Consider the following 19,163-nt stretch of genomic DNA (forward strand, 5'->3'; position numbering starts at 1 on the left):
ATTCACAGTTCCCTATCAGCGGAAACGGGGACGGAGCCCCGCCTGATCCGCCCTCGAACTCCGCGGGAAATAACGGGTTCCCTGCCGCCATCAGGCCCGATTCGATTCTTCGGCGGAAGTTCTGTAAAGTTGTCTTGCCCGCGGTTACCGGAAGCAGAACGGCCTGGAAACAGACGCTCTGCAGACTGCATCGGCGGGTACTTCTTTGAAGTTCGGCAGATTACCCGAGCGGCCAAAGGGGGCTGACTGTAAATCAGCTGGCAACGCCTACGGGGGTTCGAATCCCTCATCTGCCACCCTTGTGAAAGCCTCCGGAACCACTAGGTTCCGGGGGCTTTTTCGTGCCCTTGGTGGTGTCCGGCTTTTCCCCGTTGAAAGGTCAATTCCCCGCGGCGTTTCACGGGGAATTGACCACCAGACGGGGAGTGGAACCAGCCGTCGACACTGCCCGCAGCGTCGGCGTAGGCTGGCAGCATCGGCGTATGAGCCCCGATGCCCTGCGTCGATACTTTCATCGATGAAGGAGGATCCAATGAGTGCTGTGCGTGAGTTTATGACCACGGACGCGCGCTGTATCAAGGAAAGCCAGTCCCTCGTGGACGCGGCCCGGATGATGATGGACCTGGATTGCGGATCGCTGCCCATCTGCGGAGACGACGGCAAGCTGACGGGCATGGTCACCGACCGGGATATCGTCCTGAAGTGCGTTGCCACCGGCCGTAACCCGGCTGAGATGATGGCACGCGAACTCGCTACCGGCCGGCCGCACTGGGTTGACGCCGATGCCACTATCGACGCCGCGATTGAGCTGATGGAAAGGCACCAGATCAGGCGGCTGCCGGTCATTGCCGATCACAAACTGGTGGGCATCATCAGCCAGGGCGATATTGCACGGAATTACACCGAGCAGCGGGTTGGCGAGTTGGTGGAACATATTTCGGAGCGCCACCCCGCCTAAAGGGCGAACGCCCTACTGACCGCACCAATGGCCGCTTGCCGGCCATGTCCGCGGATCGGACCCCTTTCTTGGGGCCGGATCCGCGGACAGCTTTTTTAATGCGCCCACGCCAACTTCGCGGGCCAACAGCTTCTGGGGTCAGTTCAGCGCAATCAGCAGCATCTGGCTTGTCCCGGGAATGCAGGTCTGCAGGATGGCCCGCGGGAATCCGCCGAACACCGCCACCACGTCGTTGGTCGTCCCGGGATTGGGGACCTGGCCGCGGCCTGTCACGGTGTACGTTCCATAACCCGGCAGGCTCACGGTTTCGCCCACCCCGATACCGGAAAAACGTGCCCACCCGCCGCAGAAGTCGTGCTCGGTGATGAACAGCGAGTAGCCGTCGTTAGGGGTGAAGTGGATGGGCCCGATGCACGCGTCGATCAGTTCCTGCCCGCCGGACCCGGCGACATGGATGGTCCGCACTGCGGGTGCAGGCGGAGGAGCAGGTGCCGGTGCCGGAGCCGGGGGCGGAGCGGGGGCGGGCGCGGGTGCTGGAGCGGGTGCAGGGGCAGGCGCGGGTGCTGGAGCCGGAGGGGGTGCGACGGCGGCGGCAGCTGCCTTCGCGGGCGACGGCGCCACGGCGGCCTTCTTGACAGAAGCCGGAGTTCCCGTCTGGGATGGGGCGGCCGGGCCGGCGCCCGTTCCTGAACTGCCGGCCGGGCTCGCGGCGGGATCGGCGAAGGCGTCGATGGGGAGGGCGGGGTGCACACGCCTGGCGGTGTAGTCCGCCAAAGCCGGGCCGTCGGTCGCAACTGCGCCGGCCGCCGTCGTACCCCCCGTGGCGGTTCCTGCGTCCTGTCCGTTGAATACTTCAGGCGTTGCGCTGAGGCTGAGGGTTGCGATGGTCAAGACTGCAACAAGGGCGCCCGCCGCCGCTCCCGCCCGGCGGGCGGGGTAGGGGAGCCCGGGGCCGGCAGGTCCGGTGCCTGGCGAAGGGGCGGTGAAGTCACTAGGGGGAATGGTGTTGAAGGGGTCCTCTTGCGGGTTCATGGGTAGGCCGTCCAGCTGCGGTCCTCCGGCCGGGGCGCGCCGCGTCACAGGCGGATACTCGGCACCCCGGAGTCGGACAGGTGATCAGGGTGCGCCGGTGGCCCCGGCATCACGCCGGAGCCACCAGGGCGGAAGCGACCGCATACCCAGAAAATACGGAAGCCTGAACGGGACCGGATCCCGGCAGCTAACTCCGGAAGACCCGACCCTGCGTGGTCCTAGGAATCCCGAGTCTAGGAACGGGCCCCGGCGCCCGGCACGAGTACGCGGTACCCGGAAATCCGTGAGATTCGCTGGAGGGCCCGCACGGGTGTACTCAACTGGGGCAGCGGACTACCTGCCTGACGGGCGGGCTGCCCGCTGCCCGTCGCGTTTTGTTACTAGCGGGTAACATAGGCGCCATGCACCTGATTCTGCGAACCATCCTGATGCTTTTCCGCTCTGCCAGGCGGGCGCCGCTGACCATCTGGGACACGTCGTCGCTGCCGATGCGCGTCCTGCCCACTGACGTGGACATCGCAGTCCACGTCAACAACGGCATGTATTTTTCGCTGATGGACCTGGGCCGGTTCGACCTCATGGTCCGCAGCGGTGTGTGGAAGCGGATGCGCCGGCGCGGCTGGTCTCCGGTGGCGGCGGGGGAGACCATCGCGTTCCGGAAGTCCCTCCAGCTATGGCAGCGCTACACCATCGAGACGCGCATCATCGGGCTGGACACCAAAGCGGTCTACTTCGAGCAGCGCATGGTGTCCGACGGCGAAATTTACGCGCGCGCGCATATCGCCACCCGGCTGGTCGCCAGGGGGCGGCCGGTCAGCCAGGACGAGATCCTGGAAGAATTCGGGCAGCCTCCGGCCGGCCTGGAACTGCCCGAGTGGATCCATGAGTGGCGGATCGCCAACAGCCTCCCGGGCGCCCGCACCCCGGCACCGCACGCCTGGCACTCCTGAGCGTCAGGCCCCGACGTCGCGCCGTTCCAGTGCCGCGGCCGCCAGCACCACCAGCGCCGCGGAGAGCGCCCACAGCCATCCGGCGGCGGACCAGTCGGCGCCGCTGGCCACCGGCGAGTTCCCGTAGGCCCAGTGGTACGGGCTCAGGTTCAGCAGCCATTCCACGTCCTCGCTCTGGCGGCCGACGGCGTTGAACACGTACCCGAGGACGCCCACCGCCGCCCCGGCTGCTATGCCGTCGGTCTTCCGCCCGGTCACTGCGCCGGCACACAGGGCCGCCGTGCCGCTCAGGAGTGCCAGCCCGGCGAAAAGGACCGAGGCGCCGAAAAGGTTCTCCATCTTGATGCCCAGCTGTGAGGGCTCGTTGAGGAACCAGACGAGCAGGAAGACCCAGGCCGAGAGCACAACGATCCGCAGCGCCAGGGCCAGTGCCCGTTCCAGCACCACCTGCACCCGCCGGACGCCGTGTGCCAGCGTCAGTTCAAGCTGGCCGGATTCCTCGTCTCCGCCCACGGCGGCCGCACCCCAGGCGACGGATGCGATGGTCATCAGGAGGAAGCCCAGCAGCCCGTACAGTGTGGCCTGGGTGTAGCCGGGCCCGGTGGCGATCTGGTCGTAGTTCAGCGCCTTGGTCATTTCCGCCGGAAGGGCATCGATCATGTCCTGCATTTGTGCGCTGCCGCCGATGGACGGATAAAGCGGCAGGTACAGGAAGCATGCGCCCGCCAGCCCGGCGGCCCAGGCGAGGGTGGAGCGCCACGAGTCCACGAAGGAACGGCGGAACAGGGGAAGCGCAGTTTTCATCGCCCCTCCTCCTGCGGAACCGAGTACATCTTCAGGACGGCGTCCTCCAGGTCCGGTTCCTCCAGGACCAGGTCTACGAGCTCCAGCCAGCCCAGCATCCGGACCAGCGGCTGGATAGGGCCGGAGAGGGTCGCTGACAGCGTGACCGAGCCGTCGGACTCAAGCACCTCCACGTTTCCGACGCCGGGCACCTCACTGAGCAGCGCAACGGCGTCGTCCGCTGAAATTGCATGCGCCGTGAACCGGACGCGCCGCTGGGCACCTTCCCGGAGGCCGCTGACTGATTCGACGGCGATGATGCGCCCGTCGCGCAGGATGGCGACGGTGTCGGCGGTCTGCTGCACCTCGCTGAGAACGTGGGAGCTGAGGAATATGGTTTGGCCCCGGTGCCGTGCTTCGCGGACCATGGCGTGGAACTCCTGCTGCACCAGCGGATCCAGGCCGCTGGTGGGCTCGTCCAGGACCAGCAGCTCGGGCTGGTGCATGAACGCCTGGACCAGGCCCAGCTTCTGCTTGTTGCCTTTGGACAGCTTGCGGGTGTGCCGGTCCAGGTCCAGTCCCAGGCGTTCGGCCAGCTCGTCGACCCGGCCGGGCGGTACTGGACCGCTGATGGCCTGGTAGTGGTTCAGGAGCTTCCGGCCGGTGACGCGGCCCTCCAGGAAAAGCTCGCCCGGCAGGTAACCGATGCGCCGCCGCAGCTCCGGACCGCCCGCCCGCGGGTCCGTGCCCAGAACCCGGACTTCGCCGCCACTGGGCCGGATGATGTCCAGCAGGCACCGCATGGTGGTGGTTTTGCCGGCGCCGTTGGGCCCGATCACGCCGAACACCGAACCGGGCTCTACCGTGAAATCCACGCCGTGAAGCACCTCCCGCCGGCCAAAGCTCTTGGTCAGGGACCGTGCCGAAATCGCGGCGGTCATGAGCCCTCCTGTCGCACGCACGCTTCGCTGTTGCCCTCAGGGTAAGCGCCGCAGGGTGCACTGTATACGGCCTAACGTCCCGTATTCCCGATGACGCGGGGAGCGAACACCGCCCCAAATGGGGAACCATTCCGCGTACCGTGGACACATGGCTACCCTTGACATCACAGGTGAACAGTTCGCATCGACCATCGAAGGCAACGACATTGTCCTGGTGGACTTCTGGGCGGAGTGGTGCGGTCCCTGCAAGCAGTTCGGGCCCACGTACTCTGCTGTTTCCGAGAAGCACCCGGACGTAGTGTTCACCAAGGTGGACACGGAGGCTGAGCAGCAGCTCGCCGCCGAGGCCGGCATTTCTTCCATCCCCACCCTGATGGCGTTCCGCGAAAAGGTGCTGGTGTTCTCCCAGCCCGGTGCGCTGAACGCCCAGCAGCTGGAGCAGGTTGTGGAGGCCGTGAAGGGCCTGGACATGGAAGAGGTCCACGCGCACGTGGCGCGCCAGCGGGCAGAGGCCGCCGCCGCAGCAGGCCAGCCGGCAGGCCAGCAGGACGGCACACAGATCCCGGACGCCTAGTCCCTTAAACCATCGACTGCTCCGTAAGTGCCACCTGAACCTTCAAAAGGGCACTTACGGAGCAGTCGATGCTTAAGACCGGCCGCGCTAGATCCGCTCCACCTTCACGGGTTCGGCCAGCAGCGCGCTGAGGGATTCGTTCAGGTCCTGCACCGCGATGCCCTTGGAGTGCTTCTCAAGGTCATCCTCCGACGCCCAGCGCTCGGTCAGCACCAGCTTTTCCTCGGTGGCTTCGGTCAGCTCGTAGCGGATGCAGCCGGGTTCGTTCACCACTTCGTCAATGGCGATTTCCAGGGCGAGCTTCACGCGGAAGAACTCGCCGTCGTTGGGGATGAACGTGGCCTGCAGGTCGATGGGTGCACTCATGCGTTTCAGAATACCGGCCGGCGCCGGCCCGATGCGGTAGCGTGCCTTCCATGCGCGCTTACACCGCCGGCGACACTGACGTCCCGCTGCTCGAAGAGACCATCGGCCACAACTTTGAACGGATTGCAGCGCAGTTCCCGCTGCATGACGCGCTGATCGAGGCGGCCCCGGTCCCGGGTGCGGATGCCCGGCGATGGAGCTACACCAAGATGAACGACGACGTCGACCGCCTGGCGCGCGCCCTGCTCGCCTTGGGCATTGCCAAGGGGGAGCGGGTCGGCATCTGGAGCCCCAAATGCGCCGAATGGACCCTCCTGCAGTACGCCACCGCCAAGGTGGGCGCGATCCTGGTCAACGTCAACCCGGCCTACCGCAGCCACGAGCTTGAGTTCGTGGTTAAGCAGAACGGCATGCGGATGCTGGTCGCCGCGCCCTCGGACCGCAACAGCGACTACGTGGGCATGGCCCGCGGCGCGCTCACCACCTGCCCGGAGCTGCGCGAACTCGTCTTCCTGCCGGCGCCGGGCGGGGAAGGGCCCGGCGGGGATGCGTACGACGCCGGCGTCCCCCTCAGCGAGGCAGAGCTGACGTACGGCGAGCTGCTTCGGCGGGCTGACGCCGTCGGGCATTCCGTGCTGAAGGAGCGCATGGCGGAACTTGACCCGCACGACCCGATCAACCTGCAGTACACCTCCGGAACCACCGGTTTCCCCAAGGGTGCGACGCTCACGCACCACAACATCCTGAACAACGGCTACGCCATCGGGGAGCTGCTGGCCTATACGGAGCACGATCGCGTGGTGATCCCGGTGCCGTTCTACCACTGCTTCGGCATGGTGATCGGCAACCTCAACGCGCTGAGCCACGGCGCTGCCACCATCATTCCGGGCCGTGGATTCTCGCCCGCCGCGGCACTGGAAGCCGTGCAGGACTTCGGCGGGACGTCTCTGTACGGGGTCCCCACGATGTTCATCGCCGAGCTCGCGCTGGAGGACTTCGGCTCCTACGACCTCTCCACGCTGCGGACCGGCGTCATGGCGGGCTCGCTGTGCCCCATTGAGGTGATGAACCGGGTCATTTCGGAGATGAACATGAAGGACGTGGCCATTTGCTACGGCATGACCGAAACCTCGCCGGTGTCCACCATGACCCGGCAGGGGGACACGCTCCGGCACCGCACCGAGACCGTGGGGCGCACCATGCCGAGGCTGGAGTCGCGGATTGTGGACCCGGCGTCTGGGGAGGTCCTGGAACGGGGGCAGATCGGCGAGCTGTGTACGCGCGGCTATGCCGTGATGGCCGGGTACTGGAACCAGCCGGAGAAAACGGCCGAGTCCATTGACGCCGACGGCTGGATGCACACCGGGGACCTGGCCCGGATGGATGAGGACGGGTACGTGGTGATCGAGGGCCGGATGAAGGACATGGTGATCCGCGGCGGCGAGAACATCTACCCGCGCGAGATCGAGGAGTTCCTCTATACCCACCCGGCCATCCAGGACGTGCAGGTGATCGGGGTCCCGGACGCGAAGTACGGGGAGGAGCTCATGGCCTGCGTGATCCTCAAGCCCGGAGCTGAAACCCTGGACGCGGCGGCGGTGGCGCAGTTCTGCCGCGGGAAGCTGGCTCACTACAAGATTCCCCGGTACGTGGAGGTCCGCGAGAGCTTCCCCATGACGGTGTCCGGAAAGGTCCGCAAGGTGGAGATGCGCGAGGAAGCCGTGGCCCGCCTCCGCCTGTAACCGTCAGTGGCGGCGGTGGTCCTGGATGGTCATCCGCGGGCCGAACGTGGGCTTGCGGAAGCCGCTGGCCTGGATCATCCGTACCACCCGCTGGCGGTGGCCGGTCCAGGGCTCCAGCAGCCGCAGCATGCCGGCGTCGTCCGTCCGGTGGCCGGTCAGTGCGGCACCCACGTAGGCGGCCAGGTGGTAGTCGCCCACGGAGATTGAGTCGGGGCAGCCGTGCGTGCGCTGCACCACCTCCGCCGCGGTCCAGATGCCGATGCCGGGGATGGTCTGCAGCTTGGCAGCTGCCTCCGCCGCGGGCAGCGATGCCAGGCGTTCAAGCGCGACGGCGGACCGCAACGCCCGCATCACGGTGGCCGACCGCTGGGGTCCTACGCCCGCCTGGTGCCACTCCCAGCTGGGGACCTGCAGCCACTGGGCGGGGGTGGGGGCCAGCCGGAGCCCTGCGGGGGCGAGGGGAGCTGCCGGCGGTGGGGACCCGAACCTGTGCACCAGGTACCGGTAGGCCCGGCGCGCTTCGATGACCGTGACCTTCTGCTCCAGGATGATCGGCACCAGCTGGTCCACCATGCGCCCGCTGGCGGGCAGCCGCACGGCGCGGCTCTGCCGCCTGGCTTCACGCACCATCCGGGGGAGCGTGGCATGGAAGGCGGGTTCGTCGAAGCCGGACCAGTCGTCGCCGGAACCGAGGAGCCGGGGCACTGCAGCCACCGCGGCGGCCGCACCGGGACCCCACGCCCGGGCGTCGACTGCGCCGCCGCCCGCGGGCGCGAGGCGCAGCGTCACCGGGCCGTCCGGCGTCGTAAACGCATTCCAGACCACGCCACCCTGCACGCTGAAGGAGGGGTCGCTGGCGCCGCGCAGCAGGGGCCCGAGAGTGCGGAGGAGATCCAATCCGCTGCCGGAATGCCACCGCAGGGAGGCGTCCGCCGCGGCGGCGGGCCGGGCGGTTGCGGCTGCGATGGTCATGCCTCCATCGTCCCACGCCGCCCCGACATCACCGGAAGCGGTAGCTTAGTATCCATGAAGTACGCCCAGTCCGTTTTGGACCTCATTGGCAATACCCCGCTCATCAAGCTGAACCACGTCACGGACGGCATTAAAGCCACTGTTCTGGTCAAACTCGAGTACGTGAACCCCGGCGGATCCATCAAGGACCGCATCGCGGTGAAGATGATCGAGGACGCCGAGCGCGACGGCAAACTCCAGCCCGGCGGGACCATTATCGAACCCACCTCGGGCAACACCGGTGTTGGCCTGGCGCTCGTGGCCCAGCAGAAGGGCTACAAGTGCATCTTCGTGGTCCCGGACAAGGTGGGCGAGGACAAGCGCGCCGTGCTTCAGGCCTACGGCGCGGAAGTCGTGGTGACCCCCACGTCCGTCCCGCCGGACAGCCCGCAGAGCTACTACGGCGTCTCGGACCGGCTGGTACGCGAGACCCCCGGCGCGTATAAGCCTGACCAGTTCTCCAACCCCGCGGCCCCCGGCAGCCATTACGAGACCACCGGTCCGGAGATCTGGCGCGACACCGACGGCAAGGTCACCCACTGCGTGATCGGCGCCGGCACCGGCGGCACCATCACGGGCACGGGCCGCTACCTCAAGGAGGTGTCGGCGGACCGTCCGGACTCCGACGGCGGCGTGGTCAAGATCATCGGCGCGGACCCCGAAGGTTCGGTCTACTCCGGCGGCACCGGACGCCCGTATTTCGTCGAGGGCGTGGGCGAGGACATGTGGCCGGGCAACTACGACAAGTCCGTCCCGGACCGGGTGATCGCGGTCAACGACGGCGACTCGTTCGCCATGACCCGCCGGCTGGCCCGGGAGGAGGGCCTGCTGGTGGGCGGCTCGTCCGGCATGGCGGTGGTGGCTGCGCTTGAGGCGGCAAGGGACCTGCCCGAGGAGGCTGTCGTCGTGGTGATCCTGCCCGACTCTGGCCGCGGGTACCTGGCGAAAATCTTCAACGATCAGTGGATGCGCTCCTATGGTTTCCTCTCCGGCGGCGAGGAAACGTCCGTGGGCGAGGTGATCAAGTCCAAGAACGGCGAACTGCCGGACCTGGTGCATATCCACCCCAACGAGTCGGTCCGGGACGTCATCAACATCATGAATGAGTTCGGCGTCAGCCACATTCCGGTCCTCTCACAGGAGCCGCCCGTGGTGATGGGCGAGGTGCTGGGCGCGGTGGATGAGCGTTCGCTCACGGCCAAGCTGTTCCGCGGCGAGGCGAAGCTGACGGACAAGATTTCCGAACACATGGGCCCCAAGCTGCCCGTGATCGGCTCGCTGGAGACCATCTCAGCCGCCCGCGAAATGCTCTCCGACGTCGACACCCTGATGGTTACGTTTGTGGGGGCACCGGTGGGAATCATCACCCGCCACGACCTCCTGGCATACCTCAGCAACTGACCTGCGCCAACCCGAAAAGGAGCACCATGACTGCCTCTGAGAACCAAGGCTTCAACACCCGCGCCGTGCACGCCGGCCAGGCTTTCGAACCGCGCACCGGTGCCGTTGTCCCGCCGCTGCACTTCAGCTCGACGTATGCCCAGGACGGCATCGGCGGGCTCCGCGACGGCTACGAGTATGGCCGCGGCGGCAACCCGACCCGCGATGCGCTGCAGGAGCAGCTGGCCGCGCTGGAGCTGGGCACGCACGCCTTCAGCTTCAGCTCGGGCCTGGCCGCGGAGGACGCGCTGATCCGCGCGATCACCCGCCCGGGGGACCACATCGTGCTGGGCAATGATGCGTACGGCGGCACGTACCGGCTGATCAGCCGCGTGCTAGGGGAGTGGGGCATCGGGAACACCCCGGTGGACATGGCGGACCTGGATGCCGTGGCCAAGGCGGTGGCCGCGCAGCAGACCCGCATCGTCTGGGTGGAGACCCCCTCCAACCCGCTGATGAAGATCACCGATATCGCTGCGCTCGCCAAGGTAGCGCACGACGCCGGGGCCCTCCTTGTCGTGGACAACACCTTCGCTTCTCCCTACTTGCAGAACCCGCTTGCTTTGGGCGCCGACGTCGTGGTCCACTCCACGACGAAGTACATCGGCGGGCACTCCGACGTCGTCGGCGGCGCCGTGGTGGTCAAGGACGCGGAGCTGGCGGAGAAGATCGGCTTCGTGCAGTTCGCCGTCGGCGCCGTATCCGGTCCGATGGATGCCTTCCTGACCACCCGCGGCCTGAAGACCCTGGGCGTGCGGATGGACCGGCACAGCGAGAACGGCCAGGCCGTGGCCGAATGGCTGCTGGAGCGCCCAGAGGTGGAGGCCGTGCTGTACCCGGGCCTGCCCTCGCACCCGGGCCATGAACTGGCGAAGCAGCAGATGAAGAAGTTCGGCGGCATGGTGTCCGTGCAGTTCAAGGGCGGCGAGGCGGCGGCGCGGGCGGTTGCGGAAAACACCTCCGTGTTCACGCTTGCCGAGTCCTTGGGCGGCATCGAGTCGTTGATGAACTACCCGTCCGAGATGACCCACGCGTCCGTCAAGGGCACCGAACTGGCCGTCCCGGTCAACCTGCTCCGGCTCTCCTGCGGCATCGAGGACGCTGAAGACCTGATCGCGGACCTCGAACAGGCGTTCCGCTCCATCCCGTAGCCACCCGGCCACGCCGAATGGAGACGCCAGTACGCTGGCAGCATGGAACCTCCCGTCGAAGTACCTGCCCGTCCCGTTGCGCTCATCACGGGGGCCGGGCGGCTGGCCGGCATCGGCGCGGGCATTGCCCGGCACCTGGCGGCGGACGGCTGGGACCTGGCCCTGGCGTACTGGCACCCCTACGATGCCCGCATGCCGTGGGGAAGCCAGCCGGACGACGTCGTACGCCTGACTGCCGAGCTGGAAGTCATCGGCGCCCGCGTCCATCTGCTTCCCTCTGACCTGGCTGATCCCGCCGTCCCGGACCGGCTGGTGGCGGACGCCGTAGAGCTGGCCGGGCCGCTTCAGGGGCTGGTGCTGAGCCACGCGGAATCAGTGGATTCGGGCGTCCTGGACACCACGCTTGAGTCGTTCGAGCGCCACTTCGCCGTCAACACCCGGGCCAGCTGGCAGCTGATCGCGGCGTTCGCGCGGCAGGCAACGGACGACGGCGGCGCGATCGTTGCGCTGACCAGTGACCACACAGCGTTCAACCTTCCCTATGGGGCCTCGAAGGGGGCGCTCGACCGGATCATCATTGCCGCGGCGCGGGAGCTGGGACCGCAGGGCATCTCGGCCAACGTGCTGAACCCGGGGCCGGTTGATACAGGCTGGATGACCCCGGAACTGAGGGAGGCACTCGCCGAACGCCAGCCGACCGGACGCCTGGGCACGCCCGCGGATGTCGCCGCCACGGTGGCCTTCCTCCTCTCGCCGGCCGGGCGCTGGGTGTCCGGCCAGCTGGTCAAGGCGGATGGCGGGTTTTCAGCCTGACGGTGGGGGCGGGACGCCGCTGGAGCTGACGCGGTGGCCTTGGTAGCTCCAGACGCCGGACGGTCGTGGCCGGCTCGAACTCTTCGAATACATCCGTCCCCCACACAGCCGCGGGCCCCTACACTGGTGCCATGGAAACCGCCTCCGTCCTTGCCGTGTGCCGCGTCCACCAGCTCCTCGAGGATGAGAGCGCGGTCGGGATCACTGCCATCGACAAGCGCCCGACGGAAGGTCCCGTGAAAATCCACAAGCTGGGCCTCCGCGGCGACATTCAGGCCGACCGATACAACCACGGCGGTGAAGATCAGGCTGTCTACGCCTATTCCCAGGCTGACGCTGAATTCTGGTCGCAAGCGCTGGGCCGCGAGCTTCCGCCGGGCGTCTTCGGCGAGAACCTGCGGGTGGCCGGCATCGAGGCCACCGGCGCGGTGATCGGGGAGCGCTGGAAGATCGGCTTGGATGTCGAACTCGAGGTCACCTCCCCGCGCGTCCCGTGCGCCACGTTCCAGCGGCGCATGGACCAGCCGCAGTGGGTCAAGCGGTTTACCGAAGAAGGCCGTGTGGGCACCTACCTGCGCGTCATCCACACCGGTGCTATTCAGGCCGGGGACCACATCCACCGCACCTTCGTCCCGCGCCACGGCATCACCGTGGGGCAGTGGTTCAGCGAGCCCACGCCGGACCTGGTGGAGGCCCTGCGCGACGCCGAGGCCGATGGCGAGATCCGCCTCCAGGATGAGTACCACACCAAGTTCGACGCCGTCCTGCGCCGATTCGGCAGGTGACCCGGGCGAAGCATCCCGGCGCACGGCGGGCCATGTGCGCAAGCTCACCGCCGCCGTCGTGCGCTGAATTTCCGGTACGGCGCCCCGGTGCCCTACACTTGAAATATCCCCCACTCCGGAAATCCCTTATTCCTGCCCAATTTTTGAGGCAGGACTGGTAAGTGTTGGGGCCCGCGCAAGCGATGCGGGCATTTTCATAGGGAGAGCCGGCTAAAGAAAACGCTGTACAGACTGCTGGGATAGCAGCCAAGAGATGCAGCGGGAAGTCCTGCCACGGGATTGCGAAAGCGCCGGACTTCTGTGACCGGCCGGTCAACGTATGCCCGGCACCCACGGCACACGTACTGCGGCTCCGCTCACCTCGGGTAGTGCCGCCTGGCCCCCTATGGATGAGGAATCTTTCCCTATGCCCGAAAACCAGAACGAAAATTACGACGCCGACACCACAGTGATCGACGCTCCTGCAGCTTCCGCTGCCCCCGCCGAAGCGCCCGCGGCTCCCGCCGCCGAGGCTGAGGCAGAGGACAACTCCGTCAAGTTTGCCGACCTCGGCATCGACGGCCGCGTCCTCGCCGCCCTCCAGGATGTCGGCTACGAAAAGCCATCCCCCATCCAGGCCGCCACCATCCCGCTGCTGCTCGAAGGCCGCGACGTTGTGGGCCTGGCACAGACCGGTACCGGCAAGACTGCAGCATTCGCAGTGCCGGCACTGTCCCGCCTGGCTGAACTGCACGACCTCAACGGCCCGTCCCGCAAGACGCAGGCCCTGGTCCTGGCCCCCACCCGTGAACTTGCGCTCCAGGTGGCGGAGGCGTTCACCTCCTACGCCAAGCACATCGACGACTTCACCGTGCTGCCCGTCTACGGCGGCTCCGCCTATGGCCCCCAGCTGGCCGGCCTGCGCCGCGGCGCCCAGGTTGTTGTCGGTACCCCCGGCCGCGTGATCGACCACATCTCCAAGGGCTCGCTGGACCTGTCCGAACTCCAGTACCTGGTACTGGACGAGGCCGATGAAATGCTGCGCATGGGCTTCGCCGAAGACGTGGAGCAGATCTTCCAGCAGACCCCGGAAGACCGCCAGGTGGCGCTGTTCTCCGCCACGATGCCCAGCCAGATCCGCCGGATGTCCAAGCAGTACCTGAACAACCCCGAAGAGGTCTCGGTCAAGACCAAGACCTCCACGGGCGCCAACATCCGTCAGCGCTACCTGCAGGTCATGGGCCCGCACAAGCTGGACGCCCTGACCCGCATCCTCGAGGTGGAAGAGTTCGACGGCGTCATCGCCTTCGTGCGCACCAAGATGGCGACCGAGGACCTGGCCGACAAGCTGAAGTCCCGCGGTTTCCAGGCTGCCGCCATCAACGGCGACATTCCGCAGCAGCAGCGTGAACGCACTGTTGACGCGCTGAAGGAAGGCCGCATCGACATCCTGGTGGCCACCGACGTCGCCGCCCGCGGCCTGGACGTTGAGCGCATCAGCCACGTGGTCAACTACGACATCCCGCACGACACCGAGTCCTATGTGCACCGGATCGGCCGTACGGGCCGCGCGGGCCGCAACGGTGATGCGATCCTCTTCATGACGCCCCGCGAGAAGTACCTGCTGCGCGCCATCGAGAAGGCCACCCGCCAGCCGGTTGAGCAGATGCACCTGCCCACCGCCGAGACCGTTAACACGCTGCGCCTGGGCAAGTTCGCCGAGCGCATCACCGAGACCCTCGCCTCCGAGGATGTCTCGATGTTCCGCGACCTCATCGCCTCCTACGAGGAAGAGCACAAGGTGCCGGCAGCCGAAATCGCTGCAGCCCTTGCCGTGATGGCCCAGGGCGGCCAGCCGCTCCTGGTCAAGGAACTGCCGGCAGCTCCCGAGTTCCAGAAGCGTGAACGGTCCAAGGACGGCTTCGGATCCCGCGGGCCCACCCGCCAGCTCACCGAGGGCAATGCCACCTACCGGATCGCGGTGGGACGCCGCCAGCGCGTCATGCCCGGCTCCATCGTGGGCGCCATCGCCAACGAAGGCGGCATCTCGTCCTCGCAGATCGGCGGCATCGACATCCGTTCGGACCACTCCCTGGTGGAGCTGCCCGCGGACCTCAGCCCCGAGCAGCTGCGCGCACTGTCCCGCACCCGGATCGGCGGCGAGCTGATCCACCTCGAGCTGGACAACGGACGCCGTCCCTCCGGTGAGCGCGGCGCCTACCAGGGCAACCGCGGCGGTGACCGCGGTGGCAACTTCAAGGGCAGCGGCGGGTTCAAGCGCGAGTTCCGCAAAAACGACGGCGAGCGGTCCTCTGCGGACCGTGGCGGACGTTCGTACAGCGAGCGCTCCTCCAGTGATTCCCGTTCCTTCGGCCACGGTGACGGTTCCCGCAAGCCCCGCGGCAATGACAGCGGACACCGCGATTTCAACCGCAAGGGCAAGTGGTAAACCTTCCGCAAGGTAGGTGACTGACGACGGCGGCGGACCGGCTGAATGCCGGCCCGTCGCCGTCGCCCGTTAAGGCGAGCACACACTGCCGGGAGTGCGGCTGGTGTGGTGATGGACACATTGCCACCCGGGCGGGTCGATGAGGGGTCCTCCAAGGGGATTTCCGGCGTCGGCCGTCCTGATGGTGAAACCGTTAAAAGCCGCTAAAACCTAGGGAAAATCGGGGTGATGCGCACCTCTCTCAGGCAGGCTGCGAGCCCCGGTGGAAGGCCGGTTCCGCCGATTTGTTGGTGGTGAAATCTTCCGGTAGAGTATTTACTCGTTGCCCCCCTAGCTCAGTGGTAGAGCGCGTTCTTGGTAAGAACGAGGTCACCGGATCGATTCCGGTGGGGGGCTCTGAATGAGGGCCTGTGTCAAGGCGGTTTTGACCGGCTTGACGCAGGTTTTTCTCATTCGTGGCGGTGTAGCTCAGTTGGTTAGAGCGCACGACTCATAATCGTGAGGTCGGGAGATCGAGCCTCCCCACCGCTACAGGCTAAGCCCCCGGAATCCCCGAGATTCCGGGGGTTTTTCGTTAACCGTTCCCCGGTGGCACCCATCCAAGCCGGCGGCTCAGGTCCCGGGTCGCGTTCTCGAGGGCGGCCACGAGGGTGCGCTGCAGGTCCGCATCAGCGGCGGACGGTTCGGCCAGGCTGTAGGCGTGGGTGACCGCGATGGAGGCCACGACCCGCCCGGTCCTGTCGTGCACCGGTTTCGCGATGGACGTTAAGCCTTCCGTGACCTCGCCGAACTCGCGGGCGAACCCGGCCCGCCGCACCGCCGAGAGCTGTTCCTGCAGTTCGCCGTACGTGGCCGGACCCCGGCCGGTCCGCCGGATGAACGCGAAGTTGGGTGGGAACAGCGCGCGCAGCTGGTCGTTGCCCATGCCGGCCAGGATCACCCTGCCGGAGGCTGTCAGGTGTGCCGGGAGCCGGACGTCCTTCGCGGTGACCAGTGGTGCGCGCAGGGGAGCGGTCTGCTCGTGGATGTAGAGCGTCTCGTGGCCGTGCAGTACGGCCAGGTGTGCTGTTTCGCCCACCTTTGCCACGAGCCGTTCCAGGACCGGGCGGCCGTACCGGGCCAGCGGCGCCTGGAGACCGAAAGCCTGGCCGATTTCCCGCGCGGCGATGCCCAGGGCGTAGGCCTGTTCCTCCGGCAGGTGCGTCACGTAGCCCAGTGCCTGCATGCCCCGCAACAGCCGGAAAGTGGTGGACCGCGGGGCATCGACGGCCTCCGCTATCCTTGCCGCCGACACCGGGTTTGCCTGGGTGGCCAGGAAGCTCAGGATCAGCAGGGGACGCAACGAGCTGTCCACGCCACACCTCCCTGTGAGCCGAATCTCATATGTGAGACTCCATAGTCCCGGATTCCATTGTCCCTGATCCGGTTCCGCGGTGGGATGGTTGGGTACACGAAAATGCCGGACCCACTCCGTGGCCGGCAAAAGTCAGGAGACAAGTCCGATGGCCATCACCTCCGAGGCCCCGCGCACCACATCGCGTCATATGTGGAAGCTTTTTGTTTACAGCGGCATTGGCGCCTTCATGTTCTTCGTTCCGGTGACCATCGGTGCCAAGAACACCATCATGCTGGACCACATCGTTACGTTCCTCCAGGCCGGCATCGGCCCGGCCCTGCCCTACTACGCGCTGGCCGTCATCGTCGCCGGAGCAGCGTACCCGTTCATTACCGGAACCTGGAAGAAGACTCCCGTCGATGTGATCTTTTCCCTGTTCAAGGTGGTGGGCATGGCGGTGGGCTTCATGATGGTCTTCCGTGTTGGCCCCGCCTGGCTGTTCGAACCCGGCATGGGCCCGTTCCTCTTCGACAAGTTGGTCATCCCCCTGGGCCTGCTGGTACCGATCGGTGCTGTCTTCCTGGCCCTCCTGGTGAGCTATGGCCTGCTCGAGTTCATTGGCGTCCTGGTACAGCGGGTCATGCGGCCCATCTGGCGGACACCGGGGCGTTCAGCGATCGACGCCGTCGCCTCCTTCGTGGGCAGCTACTCTTTGGGACTGCTCATCACCAACCGGGTCTATAAAGAGGGCAAGTACACCGCCCGCGAGTCCGCAATCATCGCCACCGGTTTCTCCACTGTCTCTGCGACGTTCATGGTCATTGTCGCCAAGACCCTGGATCTCATGGGCCAGTGGACCGCCTACTTCTGGATCACCTTCCTGGTGACGTTCCTGGTCACCGCCATCACGGTCCGGATATGGCCCCTGAACAGCATCCCGGACGACTACCACCCGGACGCCGTGGCCCAGCCGGAAGAGCAGATCACCGGCCGCCGCCTCCAGGTTGCCTGGCGCGAAGCGCGAGCTACGGTGGACGCGGCTCCGTCCCTCGCGGCCAACGTGTGGACCAACGTCCGCGACGGCCTTCTGATGGCCATGGCCATCCTGCCGTCCATCCTTTCCATCGGCCTGCTGGGCCTGGTCCTGGCCACTTACACTCCGGTCTTCGACTGGGTGGGCTACATCTTCTACCCGTTCACCTGGGCCCTGCAGCTGCCCGAGCCCATGCTGGTGGCCAAGGCAAGCGCCGTGGGCGTGGCCGAGATGTTCCTGCCGGCCCTGCTGGCGGCAGAAGCCGCCCCCGTGGTGAAGTTCGTCATCGGCGTGGTGTCGGTTTCCGGGATCATCTTCTTCTCCGCCCTGGTGCCCTGCATCATGGCCACGGACATCCCCATCCCGGTGTGGAAGCTCGTGGTGATCTGGTTCCAGCGGGTTGCCCTGACCCTGATCCTGGTCACTCCCATCGCGTTCCTGCTGTTCCCCTCATAGCCGGCACCCCGACGTCGGGCTTAACCGGCTGTGGCCCGCATAAGCGGTGTGCAGCAGCACCGTTCATGCGGGCCAAGGCCGGTTTTGCGAAAGAGGTCCTCCGCTACCGCGCCTCCTGAACCTTGGCAGCTGTGACGCGGCCCTGCACGCCCCACACAGTGAACGCCAGCGCTGCCAGGGCAGTGGCCACCAGCAGCAGGAGCCCGATCGAGTAGCTGCGCGTGGCGGCATCGTACGTGGCGCCCATGATCAGCGGCGGGAAGTACCCGCCCAGACCGCCGGCTGCGCTGACCACGCCGCTGATGCTGCCAACCTTGCCCTGCGGTGCCAGCACCCCTACCCACGCGAACACTCCGCCCGTTCCCAAGCCCAGGGCTGCGGCCATGCCGACGAACGTCAGGCCGGCCGGGATCTCGCCGTCGGGCCGCATGTTGACCACCCAGGCCAGGACGGCGACGGCGGCCAAGGATGTCACGACCACCGGCTTAGGCCCGAACTTGTCCGCCAGCACGCCGCCAATGGGCCGCGCCAGCACAGCAGCCAGCGCGAATCCGGCGGTCCGGGCACCGGCACCGGCGGGATCGAAGCTGTAGACATCGCGCAGGTAGGTAGGCAGGTACGTGGCAAACGAAACGAACCCGCCGAACACTACCGCGTACAGGAAGCACATCTTCCACGTCACCGGCGTCCGGGCGGCATCCAGCAGCTTGGGCACGACCGGCACGTGGTGGGGTTCCCAGTCCGGCGCCTCTTTCATCAGGAACCAGACCAGTGCGGCCATGGCGGCCAGGACTCCGGCGATGAGCAGGTGGGTCGGGAAATAGCCGATGCCTGCTACCAAGCGCGGGTTCAGGAACGCCGCGAGGGCGGTGCCGCCCATGCCGGCGCCGAACACTCCGGTGGCGAAGCCGCGCCGGGAGGGGTCGTACCAGGCGCTGACAAAGGGAATTCCGACGGCGAACACGGTACCTGCCACGCCCAGCAACAGTCCCGCGCCCAGCACCAGCGCGAACGAACTGAGCAGCCCGCCGATGGCCACGAGCATGAGCGGGATGATGGAGGCCAGCAGTACGAAGCTGAACATGGCCCGCCCGCCGTACTTGTCCGTCAGGGCTCCCACCACGATCCTGCCCAGCGAGCCCACGAACACGGGCATGGCCACCAGGATTCCCGTGGTGGCGGGGGTGAGCTCAAGGTTCTGGGTGTAGAAGGCCCCCAATGTTGCCACGGAGTTCCAGGCCCAGAACCCGGCCACGGAAGCGGCCGTGGCCAGCACCAGGTTGAGGGTGCGGCCGCTGGTGACGGCGGGGGATGTTCCAGACACGGTGGCTCTCCTTGAAGTATGTGCGGGCGGGACCGAGTGC

17 protein-coding genes and 3 tRNA genes are annotated in these 19,163 nt (G+C 66.9%); 13 read left to right on the forward strand and 7 right to left on the reverse strand.

From position 1 onward, the window contains the following. The first annotated feature begins 214 nt into the window (after nt 1–214). Both ACFWIX_RS02860 and ACFWIX_RS02865 read left to right on the forward strand, forming a co-directional pair. A tRNA-Tyr gene (locus tag ACFWIX_RS02860) sits at nt 215–296 on the forward strand. A gap of 236 nt (nt 297–532) precedes the next feature. Next, nucleotides 533–958, forward strand: coding sequence for a CBS domain-containing protein (locus tag ACFWIX_RS02865; protein WP_377214598.1), 426 nt, complete (start codon nt 533–535; stop codon nt 956–958). 138 nt (nt 959–1,096) lie between these two features. Here ACFWIX_RS02865 and ACFWIX_RS02870 read toward each other — a convergent pair whose 3' ends face one another. Beyond that, nucleotides 1,097–1,849 (reverse strand): peptidoglycan-binding protein, encoded by a 753-nt coding sequence (locus ACFWIX_RS02870; RefSeq protein WP_377214599.1) that lies wholly within the window; start codon nt 1,847–1,849, stop codon nt 1,097–1,099. Nucleotides 1,850–2,391: 542 nt separating this feature from the next. Between ACFWIX_RS02870 and ACFWIX_RS02875 the strand changes: the two genes are divergently transcribed. Further along, the gene (locus ACFWIX_RS02875; protein WP_377214600.1) at nt 2,392–2,940 is read left to right on the forward strand and encodes an acyl-CoA thioesterase; all 549 of its coding nucleotides are present in this window, start codon (nt 2,392–2,394) and stop codon (nt 2,938–2,940) included. A gap of 3 nt (nt 2,941–2,943) precedes the next feature. On the opposite strand, the gene ACFWIX_RS02880 is transcribed toward ACFWIX_RS02875, so the two are convergent. Then, a complete protein-coding gene (locus ACFWIX_RS02880) occupies nt 2,944–3,744 on the reverse strand; it encodes an ABC transporter permease subunit (RefSeq protein ID WP_377214601.1) in 801 nt (266 codons plus the stop codon). Next, on the reverse strand, nt 3,741–4,664 hold the full coding sequence (locus ACFWIX_RS02885) for an ABC transporter ATP-binding protein (protein WP_377214602.1): 924 nt from the start codon (nt 4,662–4,664) through the stop codon (nt 3,741–3,743). Before ACFWIX_RS02885 ends, ACFWIX_RS02880 begins: the two co-directional genes overlap by 4 nt. A gap of 148 nt (nt 4,665–4,812) precedes the next feature. Here ACFWIX_RS02885 and trxA point away from each other — a divergent pair, with 148 nt between their 5' ends. Beyond that, the gene (gene trxA / locus ACFWIX_RS02890; RefSeq protein ID WP_377214603.1) at nt 4,813–5,238 is read left to right on the forward strand and encodes a thioredoxin; all 426 of its coding nucleotides are present in this window, start codon (nt 4,813–4,815) and stop codon (nt 5,236–5,238) included. A gap of 87 nt (nt 5,239–5,325) precedes the next feature. Here the strand turns inward: trxA and ACFWIX_RS02895 are convergent, their stop codons facing one another. Beyond that, the gene (locus tag ACFWIX_RS02895; RefSeq protein ID WP_377214604.1) at nt 5,326–5,604 is read right to left on the reverse strand and encodes a putative quinol monooxygenase; all 279 of its coding nucleotides are present in this window, start codon (nt 5,602–5,604) and stop codon (nt 5,326–5,328) included. 50 nt (nt 5,605–5,654) lie between these two features. Here ACFWIX_RS02895 and ACFWIX_RS02900 point away from each other — a divergent pair, with 50 nt between their 5' ends. Then, nucleotides 5,655–7,346 carry an AMP-binding protein gene (locus ACFWIX_RS02900; RefSeq protein ID WP_377214605.1) on the forward strand — a complete coding sequence of 564 codons (1,692 nt, stop codon included), beginning with the start codon at nt 5,655–5,657 and terminating at the stop codon, nt 7,344–7,346. Between the two features lie 3 nt (nt 7,347–7,349). Here the strand turns inward: ACFWIX_RS02900 and ACFWIX_RS02905 are convergent, their stop codons facing one another. Then, nucleotides 7,350–8,318: a DNA-3-methyladenine glycosylase family protein gene (locus tag ACFWIX_RS02905; protein WP_377214606.1), complete on the reverse strand. Its 969-nt coding sequence runs from the start codon at nt 8,316–8,318 to the stop codon at nt 7,350–7,352. A 54-nt stretch (nt 8,319–8,372) separates the two neighbouring features. Between ACFWIX_RS02905 and ACFWIX_RS02910 the strand changes: the two genes are divergently transcribed. The 7 genes from ACFWIX_RS02910 to ACFWIX_RS02940 all read left to right on the forward strand — a co-directional run bounded on the left by ACFWIX_RS02910 (nt 8,373) and on the right by ACFWIX_RS02940 (nt 15,505). Next, nucleotides 8,373–9,758: a cystathionine beta-synthase gene (locus ACFWIX_RS02910; RefSeq protein ID WP_377214607.1), complete on the forward strand. Its 1,386-nt coding sequence runs from the start codon at nt 8,373–8,375 to the stop codon at nt 9,756–9,758. 26 nt (nt 9,759–9,784) lie between these two features. After that, complete coding sequence (locus tag ACFWIX_RS02915; RefSeq protein WP_377214608.1) at nt 9,785–10,948, forward strand: cystathionine gamma-synthase; 1,164 nt, start codon at nt 9,785–9,787, stop codon at nt 10,946–10,948. Nucleotides 10,949–10,990: 42 nt separating this feature from the next. Then, entirely contained in the window at nt 10,991–11,761 is a 771-nt protein-coding gene (locus ACFWIX_RS02920) for an SDR family oxidoreductase (RefSeq protein WP_377214609.1), read from the forward strand. A gap of 131 nt (nt 11,762–11,892) precedes the next feature. Continuing rightward, the gene (locus tag ACFWIX_RS02925) at nt 11,893–12,546 is read left to right on the forward strand and encodes an MOSC domain-containing protein (RefSeq protein ID WP_377214610.1); all 654 of its coding nucleotides are present in this window, start codon (nt 11,893–11,895) and stop codon (nt 12,544–12,546) included. A 406-nt stretch (nt 12,547–12,952) separates the two neighbouring features. Further along, nucleotides 12,953–14,974, forward strand: coding sequence for a DEAD/DEAH box helicase (locus ACFWIX_RS02930; protein WP_377214611.1), 2,022 nt, complete (start codon nt 12,953–12,955; stop codon nt 14,972–14,974). A 324-nt stretch (nt 14,975–15,298) separates the two neighbouring features. Next, nucleotides 15,299–15,370: transfer RNA gene (locus ACFWIX_RS02935), tRNA-Thr, on the forward strand. Between the two features lie 61 nt (nt 15,371–15,431). Beyond that, nucleotides 15,432–15,505: transfer RNA gene (locus ACFWIX_RS02940), tRNA-Met, on the forward strand. A 43-nt stretch (nt 15,506–15,548) separates the two neighbouring features. Here ACFWIX_RS02940 and ACFWIX_RS02945 read toward each other — a convergent pair. After that, nucleotides 15,549–16,328, reverse strand: coding sequence for an IclR family transcriptional regulator (locus ACFWIX_RS02945; RefSeq protein WP_377214612.1), 780 nt, complete (start codon nt 16,326–16,328; stop codon nt 15,549–15,551). Between the two features lie 148 nt (nt 16,329–16,476). Here ACFWIX_RS02945 and ACFWIX_RS02950 point away from each other — a divergent pair, with 148 nt between their 5' ends. Then, nucleotides 16,477–17,799 carry a YjiH family protein gene (locus ACFWIX_RS02950; protein ID WP_377214613.1) on the forward strand — a complete coding sequence of 441 codons (1,323 nt, stop codon included), beginning with the start codon at nt 16,477–16,479 and terminating at the stop codon, nt 17,797–17,799. Between the two features lie 103 nt (nt 17,800–17,902). Here the strand turns inward: ACFWIX_RS02950 and ACFWIX_RS02955 are convergent, their stop codons facing one another. After that, nucleotides 17,903–19,123, reverse strand: a complete 1,221-nt coding sequence (locus ACFWIX_RS02955; protein ID WP_377214614.1) for a nitrate/nitrite transporter — start codon at nt 19,121–19,123, stop codon at nt 17,903–17,905. Nucleotides 19,124–19,163 lie beyond the last annotated feature (40 nt).

Source organism: Pseudarthrobacter sp. NPDC058362 (assembly GCF_042723515.1).
Lineage (GTDB): Bacteria > Actinomycetota > Actinomycetes > Actinomycetales > Micrococcaceae > Arthrobacter.